15 protein-coding genes and 1 pseudogene are annotated in these 19,335 nt (G+C 52.8%); 12 read left to right on the top strand and 4 right to left on the bottom strand.

The features are described 5' to 3' along the window. Nucleotides 1–105 precede the first annotated feature (105 nt). The 7 genes and pseudogenes from NATSA_RS08105 (at nt 106) to cysN (ending at nt 8,214) form a co-directional block, all read left to right on the top strand. Entirely contained in the window at nt 106–318 is a 213-nt protein-coding gene (locus tag NATSA_RS08105; RefSeq protein ID WP_210511518.1) for a hypothetical protein, read from the top strand. A gap of 15 nt (nt 319–333) precedes the next feature. Further along, nucleotides 334–1,194, top strand: a pseudogene (locus NATSA_RS08100) (glycoside hydrolase family 3 N-terminal domain-containing protein); the annotation flags it as partial. A 6-nt stretch (nt 1,195–1,200) separates the two neighbouring features. Then, entirely contained in the window at nt 1,201–1,527 is a 327-nt protein-coding gene (locus NATSA_RS15585; RefSeq protein ID WP_336244700.1) for a T9SS type A sorting domain-containing protein, read from the top strand. 164 nt (nt 1,528–1,691) lie between these two features. Further along, entirely contained in the window at nt 1,692–3,329 is a 1,638-nt protein-coding gene (locus NATSA_RS08095) for a gamma-glutamyltransferase family protein (protein WP_210511516.1), read from the top strand. A 409-nt stretch (nt 3,330–3,738) separates the two neighbouring features. Further along, entirely contained in the window at nt 3,739–5,163 is a 1,425-nt protein-coding gene (locus NATSA_RS08090; protein WP_210511515.1) for an SLC13 family permease, read from the top strand. Between the two features lie 180 nt (nt 5,164–5,343). Beyond that, the gene (gene cysD, locus NATSA_RS08085; RefSeq protein ID WP_419539858.1) at nt 5,344–6,219 is read left to right on the top strand and encodes a sulfate adenylyltransferase subunit CysD; all 876 of its coding nucleotides are present in this window, start codon (nt 5,344–5,346) and stop codon (nt 6,217–6,219) included. Nucleotides 6,220–6,366: 147 nt separating this feature from the next. Continuing rightward, nucleotides 6,367–8,214: a sulfate adenylyltransferase subunit CysN gene (gene cysN, locus NATSA_RS08080; RefSeq protein WP_210511699.1), complete on the top strand. Its 1,848-nt coding sequence runs from the start codon at nt 6,367–6,369 to the stop codon at nt 8,212–8,214. Nucleotides 8,215–8,380: 166 nt separating this feature from the next. On the opposite strand, the gene NATSA_RS08075 is transcribed toward cysN, so the two are convergent. The 3 genes from NATSA_RS08075 to cobA are packed head-to-tail and all read right to left on the bottom strand — an operon-like array spanning nt 8,381 to nt 10,584. Beyond that, nucleotides 8,381–9,106, bottom strand: a complete 726-nt coding sequence (locus NATSA_RS08075) for a precorrin-2 dehydrogenase/sirohydrochlorin ferrochelatase family protein (RefSeq protein ID WP_210511513.1) — start codon at nt 9,104–9,106, stop codon at nt 8,381–8,383. Between the two features lie 6 nt (nt 9,107–9,112). Further along, a complete protein-coding gene (locus tag NATSA_RS08070) occupies nt 9,113–9,802 on the bottom strand; it encodes a phosphoadenylyl-sulfate reductase (RefSeq protein WP_210511512.1) in 690 nt (229 codons plus the stop codon). Continuing rightward, nucleotides 9,799–10,584, bottom strand: a complete 786-nt coding sequence (cobA, locus tag NATSA_RS08065; protein WP_210511511.1) for a uroporphyrinogen-III C-methyltransferase — start codon at nt 10,582–10,584, stop codon at nt 9,799–9,801. The genes NATSA_RS08070 and cobA overlap by 4 nt, the downstream gene beginning before the upstream one ends. A 612-nt stretch (nt 10,585–11,196) precedes the next feature. On the opposite strand from cobA, the gene NATSA_RS08060 reads away from it, so the two are divergent. The 5 genes from NATSA_RS08060 (at nt 11,197) to NATSA_RS08040 (ending at nt 18,939) form a co-directional block, all read left to right on the top strand. Further along, nucleotides 11,197–12,714 (top strand): SdiA-regulated domain-containing protein, encoded by a 1,518-nt coding sequence (locus NATSA_RS08060; RefSeq protein ID WP_210511510.1) that lies wholly within the window; start codon nt 11,197–11,199, stop codon nt 12,712–12,714. A 306-nt stretch (nt 12,715–13,020) separates the two neighbouring features. After that, the gene (locus NATSA_RS08055) at nt 13,021–15,453 is read left to right on the top strand and encodes a S9 family peptidase (RefSeq protein WP_210511509.1); all 2,433 of its coding nucleotides are present in this window, start codon (nt 13,021–13,023) and stop codon (nt 15,451–15,453) included. Between the two features lie 130 nt (nt 15,454–15,583). Then, nucleotides 15,584–15,934, top strand: a complete 351-nt coding sequence (locus NATSA_RS08050) for a hypothetical protein (RefSeq protein WP_210511508.1) — start codon at nt 15,584–15,586, stop codon at nt 15,932–15,934. A gap of 187 nt (nt 15,935–16,121) precedes the next feature. Further along, nucleotides 16,122–16,676 (top strand): peptide-methionine (S)-S-oxide reductase MsrA, encoded by a 555-nt coding sequence (gene msrA / locus NATSA_RS08045; RefSeq protein ID WP_246481746.1) that lies wholly within the window; start codon nt 16,122–16,124, stop codon nt 16,674–16,676. Between the two features lie 187 nt (nt 16,677–16,863). Continuing rightward, entirely contained in the window at nt 16,864–18,939 is a 2,076-nt protein-coding gene (locus NATSA_RS08040) for a S9 family peptidase (protein WP_210511507.1), read from the top strand. A 144-nt stretch (nt 18,940–19,083) separates the two neighbouring features. On the opposite strand, the gene NATSA_RS08035 is transcribed toward NATSA_RS08040, so the two are convergent. Then, complete coding sequence (locus NATSA_RS08035; protein ID WP_210511506.1) at nt 19,084–19,332, bottom strand: hypothetical protein; 249 nt, start codon at nt 19,330–19,332, stop codon at nt 19,084–19,086. Nucleotides 19,333–19,335: the final 3 nt, after the last annotated feature.

Here is a 19,335-nt window from a genome sequence, read left to right as displayed (position 1 = left end):
ACAGGGACATTTAAAAATCTGGCAACCGCTTCTGACAAAACTGTCATCTGCCTGGCCGCCCGACCTCCGTCTTCTGTCCGGAATCTCCCACAGAAAAAATTACACATGCGCTTTATTTGCAAAATCATGCTGCTGACGGCAGCTTTTCTTCTCGTTACTGTTTCAGCTTACGCCGGAATCTCCTTTAACGAACGTAACGCCTCATCAGACTACACACAAGAAGACCCCGGTCTGCGTGCCATGATCGGACAAATGCTGATGGTGGGATTCGGTTCGGGGACCGAAGTCACCGAAACACTGCAGACGGATATCGCATAACGGAACCTTGGCGGGGTAATTTTGCTGGCCTACAATGTTGACAGTCCGCAGAGCTTGCGCCGCCTTACCGGCGATCTGCAGCGTGAGGCGGATGTGCCGCTGTTTATCTCCATCGACCAGGAGGGCGGACGCATTGCCCGGCTGAATGAGGATAATGGATTTTCATCCACCTATACACCCGAAGAGCTTGGTGAGATGGATTCTGAGTGGGTTACAAGGGATCAGGCGCAAGAAATGTCCGGATGGCTACGTGACGGCGGGGTCAATATCAATCTTGCACCGGTAGTGGATGTCAATGTGAATCCGGACAGTCCGGCCATCGGAAGGTTGAACCGCAGTTTTTCGGACGATCCATATATCGTTGCCGATCACGCGGGATGGTTTATTGACGAGTTTAACCAGAAGGATATCATTACAGCCCTGAAGCATTTTCCGGGACACGGCAGCGCCACTGAAGATTCCCACTTAGATTTTACCGATATCAGCGATACCTGGAAAGAGAAAGAGCTTGTTCCGTATCAGGAGCTGATTGATCAGGGGTACTCCGGGATGATCATGCCCGGTCACCTCTACCATTCGGATTTCGATTCCGAGTATCCGGCCACGCTGTCCGGAAAAACACTCACCGGCAAACTGCGTGATGATATGGGGTTTGACGGGGTTATTATCTCCGACGGGATGTTCATGGCGGCAATTCAGGAATATTACGGGTTCTTTGAGTCGGTCAGGCTGGCGATCAACGCGGGTATAGATATCCTGCTTTATACAGGAAATTACTATGAGGATGAGTCGCTTGTCCGGCAGATCGTCGATTATGTTGAGGAGCAGGTCGATGAAGGAACTATTGAGCGGAGCACCATCGAGACGTCCTGGCAGCGCATCATGCAAATGAAAGAAGATCAGCTTCCGACGTCCGCGGATCAACTTGCGGATGCAGGCGATGTGCCCGATGAATTCCATCTCGGTAATTATCCCAATCCGTTCAACTCATCTACCAGGATCACCTTTGAGCTTTCCCGGCAGCAGCATGTCACACTGAACGTCTACGACATCCAGGGACGGAAAATACATCAGCTGGCCAGCGGATCACACGGTTCGGGGATGCACAGCTACGATTTTCGTGCCGACGGTCTTTCATCAGGGGTCTATCTTTACCGGCTTGAAACCGGTGACAAGCGAATCACCCGGAAGATGATGCTTTTGCAATAGCGGAAAATGATGCTTTTGCAGCAGCTGAAGATGATGCTTTTGCAATAGATGATGATTCTGCAGCAAATGATGTTTCAGCAACGGATGATGCTCTTGCAATAAGATGAAATTTTCGTATCTACTGTCTTAAAGAATTAAATCAGACAGGTAACGGAATTTTGCAAATGAGTGACGGCAAGGGTGTAGTTGCGGCAGGACACGACCTGACCATCCGGGCGGCCGGAGAAATATTGAAAAGCGGCGGAAATGCGTTTGATGCTGTTGTTGCCGGGCACCTGGCAGCTTGCGTAACCGAGCCGGTGTTGTCATCTGCCGGCGGGGGCGGTTTCCTGCTTACACAGACATCCGGCGGAAGCCAGATGCTGTACGATTTTTTCACGCAGACGCCTCTCAGGCACAGGAATCCGGAAGAAATCGAATTTTATCCGATTTCGGCGGATTTCGGGGAGACCATGCAGGAGTTTCATATCGGGATGGGCGCCTTTGCCACTCCGGGAACGGTGAAAGGCCTGTTTGCGGTGCACCGGGATCTGTGTTCGATGCCGATGAAACGGCTTGCCGAGCCTGCGATTGAAATGGCCAGGAAGGGCGTGGTCATGAATCATTTCCAGTCGTATATCATCGATATTGTCAGTCCGGTGTTCCGGGCTTCGGAGGAAGCACTTCGGGTTTACGGCAAGCCCGGGGAAAACAGGGAAAAGGGAAGTAACGGAAAACCCGGCATTGGTAGTGAGACGCATGAGGCGGTCGGGCTGAAAGATAAAGGAGCTTCTGAAAATAAGGCTAAACTGGTTGAAGAAGGTGATGTGCTCTTTCAACCCGAGCTTGCCGATTTTCTGGAAGAGTTGGCGGCTGAAGGGGATGACTTTTTCTACTGTGGCGAGGTGGCTCAGAGTATCGCCCGTCTGAGCAGAGATCTCGGGGGACAGGTAACCGCTGAGGATCTCGAAAATTATGAAGTTTTCCGGCGCCGACCGCTTGAAGTCGCTTACAGGAACAGCCGGCTGGCGATCAATCCGGCACCGAGTTCCGGCGGGACGTTAATTGCCTTTGCTCTCAAGCTTATGGAAGAGGTGGATATGGCGGGAATGCCATACGGGTCGCCGGGGCACCTGCTTCATCTTGCCAGGGTGCAGCAACTGACCGATATGGCGCGGCTGGACAGGCTTGCAGACCGGAATCTGCCTGATGCCGGTTTCCTGGATCCCGATTACCTGCGCCGCTTTCAGGATCAGATCCGGAATTATGCCCGAAAATATGGCGGAACCACACATATCAGTATTATGGACAGCGACGGGAACACGGCAGCCCTGACCACGAGCAACGGGGAGGGATGCGGCCGGATATTGCCGGGATCCGGTGTCATGCTGAACAACATGCTGGGCGAGGAGGATCTGCATCCGGACGGATTTCACAAATGGCCGGAAAATACGCGCATTACCTCCATGATGGCCCCGGCGATACTCAATCGTCCCGACGGATCGGTCATTGCGCTTGGCTCAGGAGGTTCCAACAGAATACGAACCGCAATTTTGCAGGTCCTGCTGAACATCATTGATCACGGAATGTCAGTCGAAGACGCGGTAACCAGACCGCGCATACACTGTGAGAAAGATTTTCTGTCGGTGGAATACGGATTTGACCGGGATGTGCTTGCCCGCGTCGTAAAGGAGTGGCCTGATCACAAGCTGTGGAGCGGATCGAATCTGTTTTTCGGGGGGACTCATTCCGTGATGTATGGCCCGTCCGGGTTTCACGGGGCCGGCGACCCGAGGAGAGGCGGATCGGCACGGCTGTTTTAGCAATAAATCAGATTATTTGCCGGCCGCTGTTTGCATGTTGAAAATATTATTTGACTTATGTCCGGCGACGTTTTATATTTGTCACATTACATTAAAAAACTGTAGAATCACACGACACTTTCCAACCATGACAACCACATCAACCAGCTCCAGTAACTGTATGTGTATGTGCTGTATGAAGCCTTTGATCAATGGCAGTGGTTGTTGTATGTGTTGAGTCCGTATTACAGAACGAATTTCACAAAAGCCTGCTGCCATCCCGGTTGCAGGCTTTTTTTTGTTCTGACTGACGGACATTTAGCCTGCCGCAGGTCTGACCAATGCCACATTGCCGGGGTTGCAACCCCACCCTTTTGTAATCAATTCCGTGGCAAAATCTATCCAAACCCACTTTTTTACATAGCACTCCATGCCGGAAAGTTTAGAGTATAAATCCATCTGGACCATACTGGTCATATCAGCATTATTGGTGCTGTTGCTGCAGGGACGTTACCGGACCGAGCATCTTTTTTTATCTGCATTGCTGGCACTGCTGGTTCCGGGTGTCATCAAACCATCTGATGCCATGGCCGGATTCACACATACGGTTGTCATTACGGTCGGGGCTCTTTTTGCTGTTGCTGCGGGTGTTCGGAAATCAGGGCTTTTGTCTTCGCTTGAAGACATTCTTATGAGGGAGAAAAGTGGTATTGGAGGCATGCTGTTTCGCATCATGACTACGACATCGTTCTTTTCCTCATTCCTGAACAATACACCTGTGGTAGCCATACTTACGCCACAGCTCAAGGACTGGGCGGAAAAAAGGGGAATTTCGGTTTCGAAACTGTTGATTCCGCTGTCCTATGCCGCCATTACAGGTGGTATGATCACACTGGTTGGCACGTCCACCAATCTTATCGTATCCGGGATGCTGCTGGAGCGTGGTGCGGCACCGTTTCATTTTTTCCAGCTTGTCTGGATAGCCCTTCCTGCCACTTTACTGATCATCCTTTGGTTTGCAGTTATCGGACACCGTTTTCTGCCTGACCGGCCGGCCCCGGCAGCAGCATGGCCGGCAGGCGCATCAGCGCCAAGCGGTGTCTACGCCGGAAGGAACGCAGCTCAAACGTTTGAGCCGGGTGTCAGCACGCACTGGCCCAGCGGGGTTTATGTCATGGGCGGATTCACCGCATCACATCACACGTTTTCTCCGCGAGAAACTGCCAGGCTGCCACCGCCGGAAGATGATGTGAAGGTAAAAAGCTCACCGGCAAAGGCCCGGCTGACGGCATTGATACTTGCGATGATGATAGCATTGCCGGTTTCCGGCATCCTTCCGGCTCATATTTCCGTACTGGCAGCGGCTGCTGTCATGATAACAACGGGTATCCTGCCGCTGAGGGAAGTAGCCGGTTCGGTACAGTTTTCGGTCCTGGTTGTCATAGCATCGGCCCTTGGCATCGGAGCAGCTATCGAAAACACCGGTCTTGCTGAAGGAATCGCGTCATCCGTAATCGATGTCACATCGGGTTACGGTTTTCTGTTTGTACTGTTCAGCATCTATTTGATGACCAATCTGCTTACGGAGCTGATCACCAACAATGCCGCTGCGGTACTGATGGTTCCGATCGGGATTTCGGCAGCCGCATCTCTCGGAATAGATCCGCAGGCCGTCGGTGTGATTGTGGCGGTAGCGGCATCTGCCAGCTTTTTGTCACCGGTCGGATATCAGACCAATCTGATGGTTATGAAGCCCGGCGGTTACCGGTTTACCGACTATTTCAAAGCGGGTTTGCCGGTTTCCATGATCCTCATGGCGATTACACTGACAACAGTGACACTTTTATGGATGTAATTCTGGCGGATGCATATCACGCTTCTCCCGGGAACTGCAGAGATATTTTCAATACACACACCATTTGCAACAAAATCAAATAATCAAATCGCAGTATAAATGAATACGGATTCTTTGGAAAAAGAGGTAAAAGTGAACACAAACGGTCACCGCAGCAGAAACAGGCGATCGCACCTGAACATGATCGAAGAAGAGGCGGTGTTCATCATGCGCGAGGTTGCGGCGCAATTTGAGCGTCCCGCATTGATGTTTTCGGGTGGAAAAGACTCCATCGTGATGGTGCACCTGGCGCAAAAAGCTTTTCGTCCGGCCCGCTTCCCATTCCCGCTGATACACATTGACACCGGTCATAATTTTGAAGAGACCATCCTGTTCCGGGATGAGCTGGTCGAACGGACGGATGCACGTCTGATAGTCGGAAGTGTGGAAGAGAGTATCCGGAAGGGGCGTGTCAAGGAGGAAACCGGACCGGAAGCCAGCCGGAACGCGCTTCAGACCGTTACGCTGCTCGATACATTAAAGGAGCACAATGTGGACTGCGCCCTTGGCGGCGGCCGCCGGGATGAGGAAAAAGCCAGGGCAAAAGAACGCTTTTTCTCTCACCGGGATGCATTCGGGCAATGGGATCCCAAAAATCAGCGCCCCGAGCTCTGGAGCCTGTTCAACGGCAGGAAGAATCCGGGGGAGCATTTCCGGGTATTTCCGCTGAGCAACTGGACGGAAATGGACGTCTGGCAGTATATCGCCTCGGAAAAAATCCCGATCCCATCTATCTATTTCTCACATAAACGCAGCGTATTCAACCGCCGCGGGACATGGCTTGACGATAACCGCTTCATAGAAAAATATCCGGATGAGAAAGCCGAGGAGAAAGTGGTGCGGTTCCGGACTATCGGGGATGCAACCTGCACCGGGGCGGTACTTTCGAAGGCATCCAGCATGGAAGAGATTATTGCCGAAGTGGCTGCGGCGCGGGTTACAGAGCGGGGCAACCGGCATGACGACAAACGTTCCGAGGCTGCCATGGAAGATCGCAAGAAGCTCGGATATTTCTGAAGGACGACGCTCTCAACCGACACACTCAACCGTCAAAATTAAATCTATAAAAAGACAGAAAATCTCGTGACCAGGAAATTATTCAATAACAACACAACACAAGCCTCGGTAAAGCCCGAATCCGGTGTGGACGAGGCCTGGCTCAACATGGATCTGCTCCGTTTTACCACTGCGGGAAGCGTAGATGACGGAAAAAGCACGCTGATAGGCCGGCTGCTGTATGACAGCAAATCCATTTTCGAGGATCAGTGGGAGGCGCTGGAGACAACGACCCAAAGCCGCGGCGAGGAGCGCGTCAATCTTGCGTTGCTGACCGACGGTCTCCGGGCCGAGCGGGAGCAGGGCATCACCATCGATGTGGCCTATCGCTATTTTGCAACACCGAAGCGGAAGTTCATCATCGCCGATACACCCGGACATGAACAGTATACACGCAACATGGTGACCGGGGCATCCACAGCTGACTTGGCGATTATCCTGATCGATGCCCGCAAGGGTGTGCTTACCCAAAGCCGCAGGCATGCGTTTCTTTCGTCATTGCTGCAGATTCCCCATCTGGTAGTGGCTGTAAACAAAATGGACCTGGTGGGATACAGAGAGCAGCGGTTCGATGAGATTGTCCGTGATTTCAGGGAGTTTGCTGATAATCTGGATGTGGATGATATCACGTTCATCCCGATGTCGGCTCTGAAGGGCGACAATATTGTCAACAGTACCGATGCGATGCCTTGGTATCAGGGACCGACGCTTCTGCACCACCTTGAACATGTGAACATGGGATCGCGGAAAAATTCAGAGGACTTCCGCTTTCCGGTACAGTATGTGATCCGGCCGGATCAGGATTTCCGTGGATTTGCGGGTCGTGTGGTTTCCGGAAGAATCCGGGCGGGGGAGGAGGTGGTCATCTTGCCTTCAAAGGAACAAACACGGATAACGGGAGTTGAAACAACCGACGGGCCGGGCAATGCGGCTAATACCGGTGAATCGGTGGTGCTGCAGACTGCGGATGAAATCGACATCAGCAGGGGAGACATGATTGTCCGGAAAAACAATGTCCCCGAAATTAAAACAAAATTTGAGGCTACGGTCAGCTGGATGAACAAAGCGGCGCTGGAGTCCGGCAAGCCGTATGTGCTGATGCACACATCGCGCAGTACGCAGGCGGTCATAGAAAATATCCGGTACCGCATCAATGTGGATTCGCTGCACCGTGAGGATGCGGACCGCCTGGAGCTGAATGAGATTGGCAGGGTAACCATCGAAACTTCAACGCCGCTCTTTTTTGACGCTTACAAGCTCAATAATGCCACCGGAAGTTTTATTCTGATTGACCCCGCCGACAATGTGACTGTCGGGGCAGGAATGATACGGAACACGAGCTCATCCGCACTGGATGTGCCTGAGGAGAAAAGTCCCGATGTGACCTGGGAGCCGTGGAATATTCCGCGGGTGGAACGGGAACAGCGCAATGGCCACTCTGCACATGTGATATGGCTTACGGGGGCATCCGGGGCAGGCAAAACGACCATAGCCGGGGAACTTGAGCGGCGGTTGTGGGAGCAGGGCAAGCGTACCATGCTGCTTGACGGAGACCAGGTCCGCCACGGTTTGAACCGGGATCTCGGATTTTCTCCGGCTGACCGGAAGGAAAACATCAGGAGGGTCGGTGAGGTGGCAAGACTTTTTTTTGAGCATGGCGATGTGGTTATCTGTTCATTTGTATCGCCATATCGTGCCGACCGCGATGCCGTCAGGGGGTTGCATCCCGAAGGCCGGTTCAGTGAGGTTTATGTGCATTGTGCGCCGGAAACGCTTCAGGAGCGGGATCCGAAAGGCCTGTACCGAAAAGCCAGGGAAGGCAAAATGGCATCACTGACAGGCTATGATGCCGGCCATGAGGCGCCGGAGGGCAAGCATGTGATTTCGGTGGACACCGACAGGCTGTCAGCAGAACAGGCGGTGGATCACATCCTGAAACAGACCGGAATAATCTGAGGTTGATTGCGGGCTGCAATCTGTTTGCGGTGGAAAAAAGGTTGTGGTAATAATAATTGTGAAAATGAAGGAAGGTTGTTTTACAAATCATTGCATTACGAATAAGAGAGAGTCCGAAGCCGCATCCGGACCAAAAGCGGAGACCTTATAGGACTGGGGTCTCCGCTTACATTTTTTCTAACCGCAGCCAATCCCGGAAGGTATCGCGGAGATAGCCCAGAAACCCTTTGTTTTTTCTGAGCCCCGAGCGCAACATGATCCTGCTTCCCCAGATCGATTCGGTCACATCCAGGGCTTTTTCCCGGTTTCCCTCACGAAGCAGAGTTATCGTTTCGGAATCGACCCAGTCATACCATTTTTTTTTGCGGATCTCACCGTCTGTGATGGTTTCCATGATGGCCGGGCGAATGGTCTCTGAGAGTGCCAGAAACTCCCCGTAGGCATCATCCAGCTCCTGCTGAAATCGTTCCTTCAGCCGGACGGCCAGCGCCGGCGCCAGCCCGTTGGTTGAAAATGAAACCGTCAGTTTGCCCTGACACACCACCGATCCGAAAGCCGAATTCGACAGCGGAATATTATCCATCACATTAATCAGCAAATTTCGCTTGCCGGCTTCCTGCGCCGCTTCAGCGGCAACACGGTTTGTATACTCGGCCGCCACAACAAAACCGGCACCTTCAAGATCACCAAATTTGTACTCTCTCGGCGTCCATTCAAAAGCACCATCTTCGTACCAACTCTGCATCTGGCCTGTAATTTCGGAGCTGATGACATGTACGCGGGCTCCAAAGGAAATCAGTTCGGCAGTTTTGCGCTCGGCCTCTTCATCTCCGCCCAATAGCACAACTTTATTCTCGTGCAGCCGCGTCAGAAAAACGGGGTAAAAAGACATATCAGGTCACCTTGAGTGAATACCGCATTCGGTTTTTGAGATATCCGACCAGCGGCCGGCGCGCAAATCCTCGCCCTCTTTGACCGCCCGTGTGCAGGGCCAGCAGCCGATGCTGGGATACCCCTTGTCGTGCAGCTCATTGTAAGGCAGTTCATTAATCCGGATGTAAGACCAGACCTCATCCTCCGTCCATGTGGCTAGCGGACTGACTTTGATCACTTCAAGGTTTTCATCCCATTGCAGAACGGGTGTGTTTTTGCGGGTCGGAGACTGATCGCGGCGAATTCCGGTGAACCACGCCTTTTTATCCTTCAGAAAATTTTGCAGCGGCAGTACTTTCCGGATGTGGCAGCACAAATCGGGCCGTGACTCCCACAGTTTTTCACCATGCTCTCTGGCCTGTTCTTCGAGGCTGACATTGGTTCGCACACGAAGAAGCCGGATGTCCATGCGTTCACGGATCCGGTCGATCAGATCATAGGTCTCCCCGAACAGTAGGTCGGTGTCCAGATAAAATGCGGTTGCTCCGGGTTTGACCAGTGAAAGCTGGTGCATGAGCACAATGCCGGAAGCACCGAAACCGGTCGAAAGCACGGCATCCTCGCCGTAGGTGTCGGTCGCCCATTTCATGATGCGAGCAGGGGAGGTCCCTTCAAATGAGTTGTTCAGTTTTTCTATTTCAGAGCCTGAAATCATACCAGTGCGAGGGCTGCTTGTGAGTGTTCGGGTTCAAACCACTTCAGGGTTTCGTGATGCCGCACTACATCACCTATGACGATGGTGACGGGTGGTTCCATACCGGAAGCCTTCTCGGGAATATCGGCAAGTGTGCCGGTGATGGTATCTTGCTGCCGGGTGGTACCCCATCGGATCAGAGCCACCGGTGTGCCTGCAGGCTTGCCTTCGGCGATGAGATTGCGGATAATACCGGAAAGATTTCGCATACCCATCAGGATTACCAGCGTGGAGGTGGATGCCAGGACCTGCCAGTTGTAATTACGGCTGTCAGAGTGCAGGTGTCCGCTTATGACAGTGAAGCCGGTAGCCAGATTCCGCATGGTAAGCGGGATTCCTGCATACGCGGTTGCCCCGGTCACGCTGCTGATGCCCGGTACCACTTCAAAGGGGATACCTGCTTCCGCCAGTTCGAGGCATTCTTCGCCGCCACGACCGAAAATAAAAGGATCACCGCCTTTCAGGCGCACTACGGTATTCCCCGCCTCCGCCTCACGGATCAGTGTCCGGTTGATATCAAGCTGACTGACGGACGGTTTTCCGGGATTTTTGCCGGCCCGGATGTGGCGCACATCAGCCCGGGCATGCTCCAGCAGCAGCGGGTTGACCAGGCGGTCGCTTACAATGACATCGGCCGATTGTATCATCCGCATGCCTTTCAGCGTGATGAGCTCGGGATCTCCCGGTCCGGCCCCGACCAGGAAGACCATTCCCGATGAGATGTTATGGTTCTGTTTCGACATGTTGTAAGGTTATTCAGTAAAATGTATTTCTACAGTCCTGATTGTGCTGATCTGCAAGCTTCGGTTACCGGTAGTGTTCCAAAGCAAGAGGGCGGGCCTGAAACAAAAAAGCCCGCAACCGGTATGGCAGCAGGCTTTTCAACAGAATCGATAAAAAATCTATATCACGTGACAACCGCCGCCATATTCAGGTGGATATAACAACACATACACTTCGCGGAGGAATGGTGTACGAGGTTATCCGCTTTTGATATGGTTTGAATTTCCTTTGTCAAGGTTGCTTAGGTTGCCGCTTATGATATCGTCAGTGCTGTACTGCTTTTCGTTAGTCCAATAAAAACAAAACTAACAATCGTTTTCTCCTGATGCAAGCGTTTTTTTCATTGCTTTTGACAGGGGCGTTTCAGAGTTTTAAGGTTTGGCTGGAAATTGTCTTTATGATTCATTTGCAGGCATTGGCAATTATGCAGGCACTGGCAATATTTTTCAAACATTGGCAATGGCGATTAAGACATACGGGTTTCAAGCGGCATTTTTGCCGGGATTCCCGCCGGTTCTATGACTGACGGTTTCAACAGCATATCATACTTCAATTGACCCTGGATATTACTGGTGTTTAGATCTTTTACTCATTTGCACTCTCTGCTGACAATACTGCTCATAATAATACTTGCGGGCTGCTCGGATCCCGTTTCGGACGGATATCCGGATATCCAGGCTGATGGATCCGGCACCGGTGAAAATGCCGGCAGCAACAGTGGAGATGCCGGAGAGTCAGGTGACGATGAGTCCGGGAATGATGATTCGGGAGATAACGAAGACGGGCAAAATGATGATGAGGGCGGCAGTCATCCGGGTAACGGAAACGGCAATTCCGGCGAGGATGGTGATGAAGGCGGCAGTCCCGATCCGGATTCGTTTCAACCGGCTGATATTCTGATCAACGAGTTCATGGTTCGCCAGGAAAACACCATTGCCGATCCGGATTTCAATCAGTACAGCGGCTGGATTGAGCTTCGCAACCGGGAATCCGCTCCCGTTGATCTGGGCGGCTGGATCATCGCCGGGCGTGATCCCGAATCCGGCACCAGCCGGCAGTATGCTCTGCCCGAGGGAACGGTGATTCCGCCCGATGATCTCATGCTGATCTGGACCAGCGGTGAAGGAGCGGCTGCAGAAAAATCCATTCACACTTCATTCCGTTTGCCGCAAAACGGCGGACTTGTCGGATTGTATGGCCCCGGGTGGGCCGGGAAACCGGTTGTGGATACCATATCTTACGAACATCCGGATGTAAGCTCCGATATATCCATCGGGCGCATGCATTTTAACGGTGAGTTTGACCACCCCGGCTTTGTACTTCCGATGACGGCCCCGACTCCCGGTCAGCCCAACCGGCTTGAGCAGTTGCGCATCCTTACATCCCGCAGTCTTGATATCAGCGACCCATCCGGACTGGATGTCGATCATTCCGGCAATTATTTCTGGACAATCAGCGATGATCCCGGCGGAAGCATCTACAAAATTGATCTCGAGGGGAATATCGCAGATGAGCTGGATGTGGGCGGGCATGACATGGAGGCCATCACCCAGCATCCGGAGGACCTGACCCTGTATGTCGCCGAAGAGCGGCTGCGTCAGATTGTGCAGTACGATACGCTGGGCAACGAGCTGAACCGTTTTGATGTCGATGTAGAAGTTCAGCAAGAGAATGACGGACTCGAGGGGATCACTGTCAATCCGGAGACAAACCATATTTATGTTGTGAACGAGCAGAATCCAAGGGTGCTGATTGAGCTTGACCTGTCGAGGCCGGAGAGAGAGCAGCAGGTAATGTACAAGCCCATTGACTTTCGTGCTGGTGAAGAAGCTAAGGGTCTGGACCTGTCCGGACTATTTTTCGATGACAAAGACGGGGTGCTCTGGGTGGTAAGTGATGAAGCGAGAACTGTTTTCGCACTGGATCCCGGCGGCAGGCCGCTCGCTGCTTACCATGCCGGTCGTGTGGATCTTGAAGGAATTGCGATCAACCGTGAAACAAACAGGATGTATCTGGTCAGCGATGAACGCCGGGAATTGTTTATATTCGCCTATCCGGATACCAGGCGCGACTTGTCGGCATCACCCTGAAAAGAATTATTCGCAAAGGTAAACCTGTGGAGTGGCGCCGGTTCGGTTCGCTTTTGTGATCTTCCCTCAGTTCTTAACCAAAAAAAATGAATGAACAAGGAGAGAACATAAGCTCAGGTAAACAGGCGTATGATTAAACCTGTCATGGTATTTCACTTCGTGAACTTCGGTTCATGTGACGATATAAATTCAAATATTTAAACACATGAAATGATCATGACCGGGCCGGTGCCCGGGCACACAGGATCATGATTAAACACGGTCATGGAATTGCATCTGACCATATGAATCTAAAATTTTAAACACATGAAATCTGTAATAAATGGGAATGCAACCGGCGTTTTTTGGCAGCCGGGTGCCGTTTTGATTGCTGCGATGCTGCTGTTTACTTCATGCACAGGTGCTGGGGAAGTGGCCGACGGCGACAGATCAGCTGCAGGTCATACTGATGCAGCCGGTGGCGAGGTGCTGTCACTCAGCGATGAGGATTACCGGCGTGCCGCGGCGCTTCTGAACAGTGAACTTCAGTCCAAGGTGCTGCGCAGCAATATCCGTCCCGAATGGATTGAAGATGATTATTTTTGGTACCGGACGCGAACCGATGACGGCTACCGCTTTTATCTGGTGGATGCCGAAGGTGAGGAGCGCAGGGATGCGTTTGATCACGAGCGTCTGGCCGACTCGCTGTCCTCGGTAATGGACCGAAGCGTTTCGCCCGGAGACCTGCCGTTCCGCACATTTGATTTCCGCGAGAACAGAACGGTGATCGATTTTGAGTCGGACAGCAAGCGCTGGGAGTGCGAACTTGAGGAGTATGAGTGCCGCGAATCCGAACTGCCGGTGCGTCCGGATGACAGCGTGCTTTCGCCGGACGGGAAGTGGGCGGCGTTTATTCGCGATTATAATATTTGGGTGCGTGATATGGCCAGCGGGGAGGAGCACGAACTGACTGAAGGGGGGGAGTACCGGTATGGATTCGGGACGAACTCACAGGGGTGGTTCCGGTCCGACCGACCAGTGCTGCACTGGTCGCCGGATTCCCGCAAGATAGCTACCTATCGTCTCGATGAGCGGGAGGTTTCTGAAATGCATTTGCTGGAGATGGCCGAGGACCGGCCGGTTCCGGATTCCTGGCCGTATGCCCTGCCGGGTGACTCCATCGTTCCGATGCACGAACGTGTGGTCCTCGATGTGGCTGAGCAGAACAAAGTGTGGCTGGATACCGATCCTTCGCACCAGCGCACCTCAAATTGCTGCGGGCTGGAGCGCGACGGTCAGTGGGCCGATATTATGTGGAGTGAGGATGCCTCGAAAATGGCGTTTGTGAACACATCGCGCGATTACCGCGAGGTGGATCTGTACATCGCCGACACAGAGTCGGGTGATGTGCGCCATGTATTCGGCGAGCAGGCCGGGACATTTTTCGAATCCAATCTGACCTCGCGGGGCAAGCCTAACTGGCGGGTTCTTTTTGAGCGTGATCAGTTTATCTGGTACTCAAGGCGGGATGAATGGGGACATCTTTATTTATACGATCTGGAAACCGGCGGGGAGATCGGGCAGATGACCACCGGTGACTGGAATGTGGTGGATGTGCTGCATGTAGATGAGTCCGACGCTACCGTCCATTTTACGGGTGCCGGACTTGAAGATGACCGCGACCCTTATCTGAAACATCTCTACAGCATCCATTTTTCCGGCCTGTCTGATCCCGGGGATCAGCCCGAACAGGCCATAGTCCCGGCTCCGGAACTGCTGAGTCCCGAAGATGCCAATCACGTGATTTCAGCGTCGCCGTCAGGACGGTTTTATGTGGATGAGTACTCCTCGTTCACCGAACCGTCGGTTACGGTGCTGCGTGACAAGGCCGGCTCGGAGATCATGACTGTGGAAGAGGCTGATATCGGGCCGCTGGAGGAGTCCGACTGGCGGATGCCTGAGCCGTTTCAGGTCAAAGCACGCGACGGGGAGACTGATTTATACGGTTTAAAGTACAAACCCTCGGATTTCGATCCCGATGAAAGCTATCCGGTTGTGATCAACATCTATCCCGGTCCGCAAATCGGAAGTGTTGGAACCCGCAGTTTTTCACCGGCCCGGCGCGGGCAGACACATGCACTGGCTGAACTCGGATTCATCGTAATTCAGCTTGATGCGCTGGGTACTCCGCTGCGCTCGAAGTCATTTCACACTGCCTGGTACGGAGACATGGCCGACAACGGCATTGAAGACCAGATCGCTGCTGTGCAGCAGCTTGCCGAACGTCACACCTGGTTCGATGCCGAACGGCTGGGCATGTACGGTCACTCCGGCGGCGGATATGCCACGATGAGTGCACTGCTCCGGTTTCCCGGTGTCTTTACTGCGGGTGTGGCCAGTGCGGGCAACATGGATAACCGGGGCTATACCTACTACTGGGGGGAGAAATACCAGGGTCCGCGGGTCAGGGAAAATGACCGGGATACCTTCGAGGATCAGGCCATCTGGAAAAAGGCTGGAGAACTGGAGGACCACCTTCTTCTGACCTACGGCACGATGGACGACAATGTCCATCCCAATACGACCCTGCTTCTCGTGGATGAGCTTATCAGGGAGAATAAGGACTTTGACCTGATTGTCATGCCCAACAGGAATCACGGATATGCCAACGAGGCCTATCATGTGCGCCGCACGTGGGATTACTTTGTGAGGCATCTGATGCAGGCCGAGCCGCCACGGGAATTTCCGCTGGGCAAATGAGTGTTGCACGGGTATACGGAAGCCGGCATCAGGCCTTTGCTTTACATACTCCAATAAACAGCTGACTGATGCGTTGGACAATGCTGTTAGTCATTGCAAGCAGTAATAATAAATCCAAAAATATATACTCATGAAATTAGTAGATCAGGACGGAAAAGAGCTGACAAGCAAAAATAACGAACAGGCCCAGGAACTGGAGAAGCAGCTGGCAAAACTGGCGCAAACCGTTGTCGAGCCGATCATGAACAAAATCCAGCTGTCCAACCAGCAGATCAGTCAGGAGCAGCTGATGCAGATCACCTCCATGGCGCACCAGATGATCTTCAACCGGATGATTTTCAATCTGATCCAGAAGGTGGGCATCAAGGATATGAATGAGCTGGTCAGCGAGGATGATATGGAAGAGCTGAAAACGTCATTCAGCAATCAGTTCCAGTTCACCAAGCCGCAGGATCAGGGTCAGGAACCCCCGCAGGCGTAACCCTGCAATGAACTGAATGGGAACGTTATTCCCGCCGGGTGCATTTTGTCAGAGAAATCATTGCCATGTTCTATCATCTCAAATTACCCCGGGAAACATGTTCCTGATACGAATCACGATGCTGATCTGCCTGATGTGGATGATATCACCGGCAGCATCGGCATCCAGCAACCTATCCGAAAGCGTTATGTCCAACGAAAAAAAAGCAACCTTCGGTGCCGGATGTTTCTGGTGCGTTGAAGCCGTTTTTCAGCGCGTCGAAGGCGTGAAGTCAGTTGTGTCCGGTTACTCAGGCGGGCGAAAAGATGAAGCCTCCTACCGCATCGTCAGTACTGGCGAAACCAATCATGCCGAGGTTGTCCAGATAACCTACGATCCGGAAGTCATTTCATATGATGATCTGCTGTACATCTTCTGGCGGACCCACGATCCCACCACACTGAACCGCCAGGGCGCGGATGTCGGCCCGCAGTACCGGTCAGTCGTGTTTTATCACGATGACTTTCAGCGCGAGCGTGCCGAACACTACAAAAAGAAACTGGATGAATCCGGCGTGTTCGATGATCCGATTGTAACCGAAGTTTCCGCTCTGGATGCGTTTTATGAGGCGGAGGATTATCATCAGAACTATTTCGAACGCAACCCGGATCAGGGGTACTGCCAGATGGTGATCCGTCCGAAACTGGACAAGTTCAAATCGCTTTTCGAAGACAAGCTTCGCGATGAGTACCGGCCGGAATAATACCCGGGTGCGGTGCCGGTAGGTGCCGGTCATAATTTCTTGTTATATTCATCACGTGCATCCGGTCTGCCGGGGCTGAAATAAAGCCGGCGGAGACATTCCGGACGCTGTTCATGTCAGAATGCTGACTCCATCTGCGGGAAGAAGGAAGTGGATGGAAGAATTTCGAATATAAATTTCTGGAAATATGACCAAAGGCTACAATACTATCGGACAACCGGAGCTCAGAAGCAATCCGCAGCACATATACGGGCGGAACACTCACCGGTCCGGCGTCAAAACAACATCAGCGCAATTTCTTGCATCGCTGACCCTGGTCACAGCGCTTCTCATTTCAACGGCAACTGTTGCATCCGCCCAGCTTAACCCGGAAGATGTAGCCGGTCTTAAACTGGTAAACAGCGTCGTTCTGCATGATGATGGAGAAATGCTGGCCTACACCATCACGGTTCCCCGGGAAGCGGATGAGTCTGTCGGGGGCGACTATCAGGAGCTGCGGCTGATTGACCTGTCATCCGGGGATGACATTGGCGTTGTTGAGGCACCTTCAAGCGCGGCTGCTCCGGCGTGGGTGCCCGGCCAGGACCGGCTTGCTTTCCGCATGACCGACCCGGATTATCATGATGCGCCGCAGGTCTATTCCGTCGACTTTGAAGGAGAGGACATCAAAAAGCATACTTCGGCCCCCGAAGGAGTGATGAACTTTTCGTTTTCACCGGACGGGTCGCACCTTGCCTACACCATGCGTGATGCCTGGCCGGAAGAGGTGCAGGAGCGCCGTGACCAAGGATATGATATGGATGTTTCAGGTGAAGATGAGCGTCATGTACGGTTGTGGGTAAAGGATGATGATGTATCCGAGGCGATGACTCCTGATGACATGACCGTATGGGATTTCGAGTGGGCGCCTGACAGCCGGAGGCTGGCGGTCAGAACGACCTACGGAACCGGACTGGATGACGAAATGATGTTCAGTGAAATCATGATGCTGGACATCCGTGACGGTGAGCTTGAGCTGCTGGCCGAGAGCCAGGGCAAGGTGGCCACAATGACCTGGTCGCCGGACGGATCGAAGTTTGCTTTCCTTGCGGCAAAAGCCATTAATGATCCCTTGCCGCAGCGCATTTATGTGACCAGGGTAGGGGACTACGTATCGGATGATATCACTCCTGAGGATTACGAGGGCACTCCGGAATGGCTGGTCTGGAAAGATGATCAGACCCTGCGGTTTGTGGCACTTGAGGGGACAAAAACCGGGCTTCGCGAAATCCCTGTATCCGGAGGTGAAGCTGAACTTCTCATGGGCGGTGATCTGGAAATATTCCGCTCCGCAAGCTTTGATTCATCACACGAACTGTTTGCTGCTCCTGTTGACCGCAGGGACCATCCGCCCGAAGTGTATCTCGGCAATTTGCGTGACGGTGAGTGGGAGCGTCTGACCTACAACAACGATTTTCTGGATGGTGTGACACTGGGCCGCCAGGAGACGATTTCATGGTACGGACCTGACGGGCTTGATATCGAAGGTGTGGTAACGTATCCGCAGGATTTTGAAGAAGACGGCGCCTATCCGCTTGCAATCCTGCCTCATGGCGGACCGGAAGGTACAAGCATCGACGGATGGAACACCCGTCCGCTGTATCCGGCCCAGGTGCTGGCTACGAACGGGTATGTGGTACTCAAGCCGAATTACCGCGGAAGCGGCGGAAGGGGCTCATGGTTTACCATGGCGAATCATCGTGATCTCGGGGGCCGTGAGTTCAAGGATGTTATCAAGGGGATTGACTACCTGGCCTATGAAGGTGCTATCGATCCCGGCAAAGTGGGAATTTCCGGCACTTCGTACGGCGGATACTTTTCGGCATGGGCGGGTACGCGCTATTCAGACCGTTTTGCCGCAGCGATTACCTTCGCCGGCCTGTCCAACTGGATTTCGTTTATGGGTACCACAGACATTCCGCACGAAATGTCTATAACACACTGGGATCTTTGGTGGTTTGAAAACGAGGGCATCAACTGGGACCGCTCGCCGGTTGCACATATCAGAGGTGCAGACACCCCGATTCTGGTGGCTCACGGATCAGCCGATGACCGCGTGCATCCCGAACAGTCCATTCAGCTTCATCAGTTTCTGGAGCTCAATGAAATAACTACGCAGCTCGTGATGTATCCGCGTCAGCCTCATGGCCTGACCGAGCGTGCGCATCGTATTGACTTCATGGAGCGCGTTCTGGACTGGTTTGACCGGTATGTGAAGGATTAAGCGAATACCGGGCTGCGCCGGCATATCTGTGTGAAGTGTGCGCAGGGTGAAAAGTGCAGAGTGCCGGATGCCGGACGCCGGCATCCGGTTGCTGTTTTGCTGATTACAAGTATACTAAGCAGGTCTTCTGATTACCGGTAATAGTTATTTGCCGGTATTCTCATCGGCCTGCCGCACGTTCAGGCGGGCCTTGATCCCTTCCTGGTTTAATTTGATTTTCAGCGTTTTTTTGATGTTTCTTTCAACTTCATCGACTACTCTGCGCTCCACTTCTTCCCGGACATTCTCTTCCCGAACCAAATACCTGGCAAGAAAAGCGGATATCCTGCCTTTCCGCTTTTTTATGATCTCAAGTATGTTCTGGATGTCAATATCGATGATGATGCGTTTCATAAG

The sequence above is a fragment of the Natronogracilivirga saccharolytica genome, assembly GCF_017921895.1.
GTDB lineage: Bacteria > Bacteroidota > Rhodothermia > Balneolales > Natronogracilivirgulaceae > Natronogracilivirga > Natronogracilivirga saccharolytica.
Note: the sequence above shows the minus strand (reverse complement) of the source record. Positions and strands in the feature narration are given on the sequence as shown.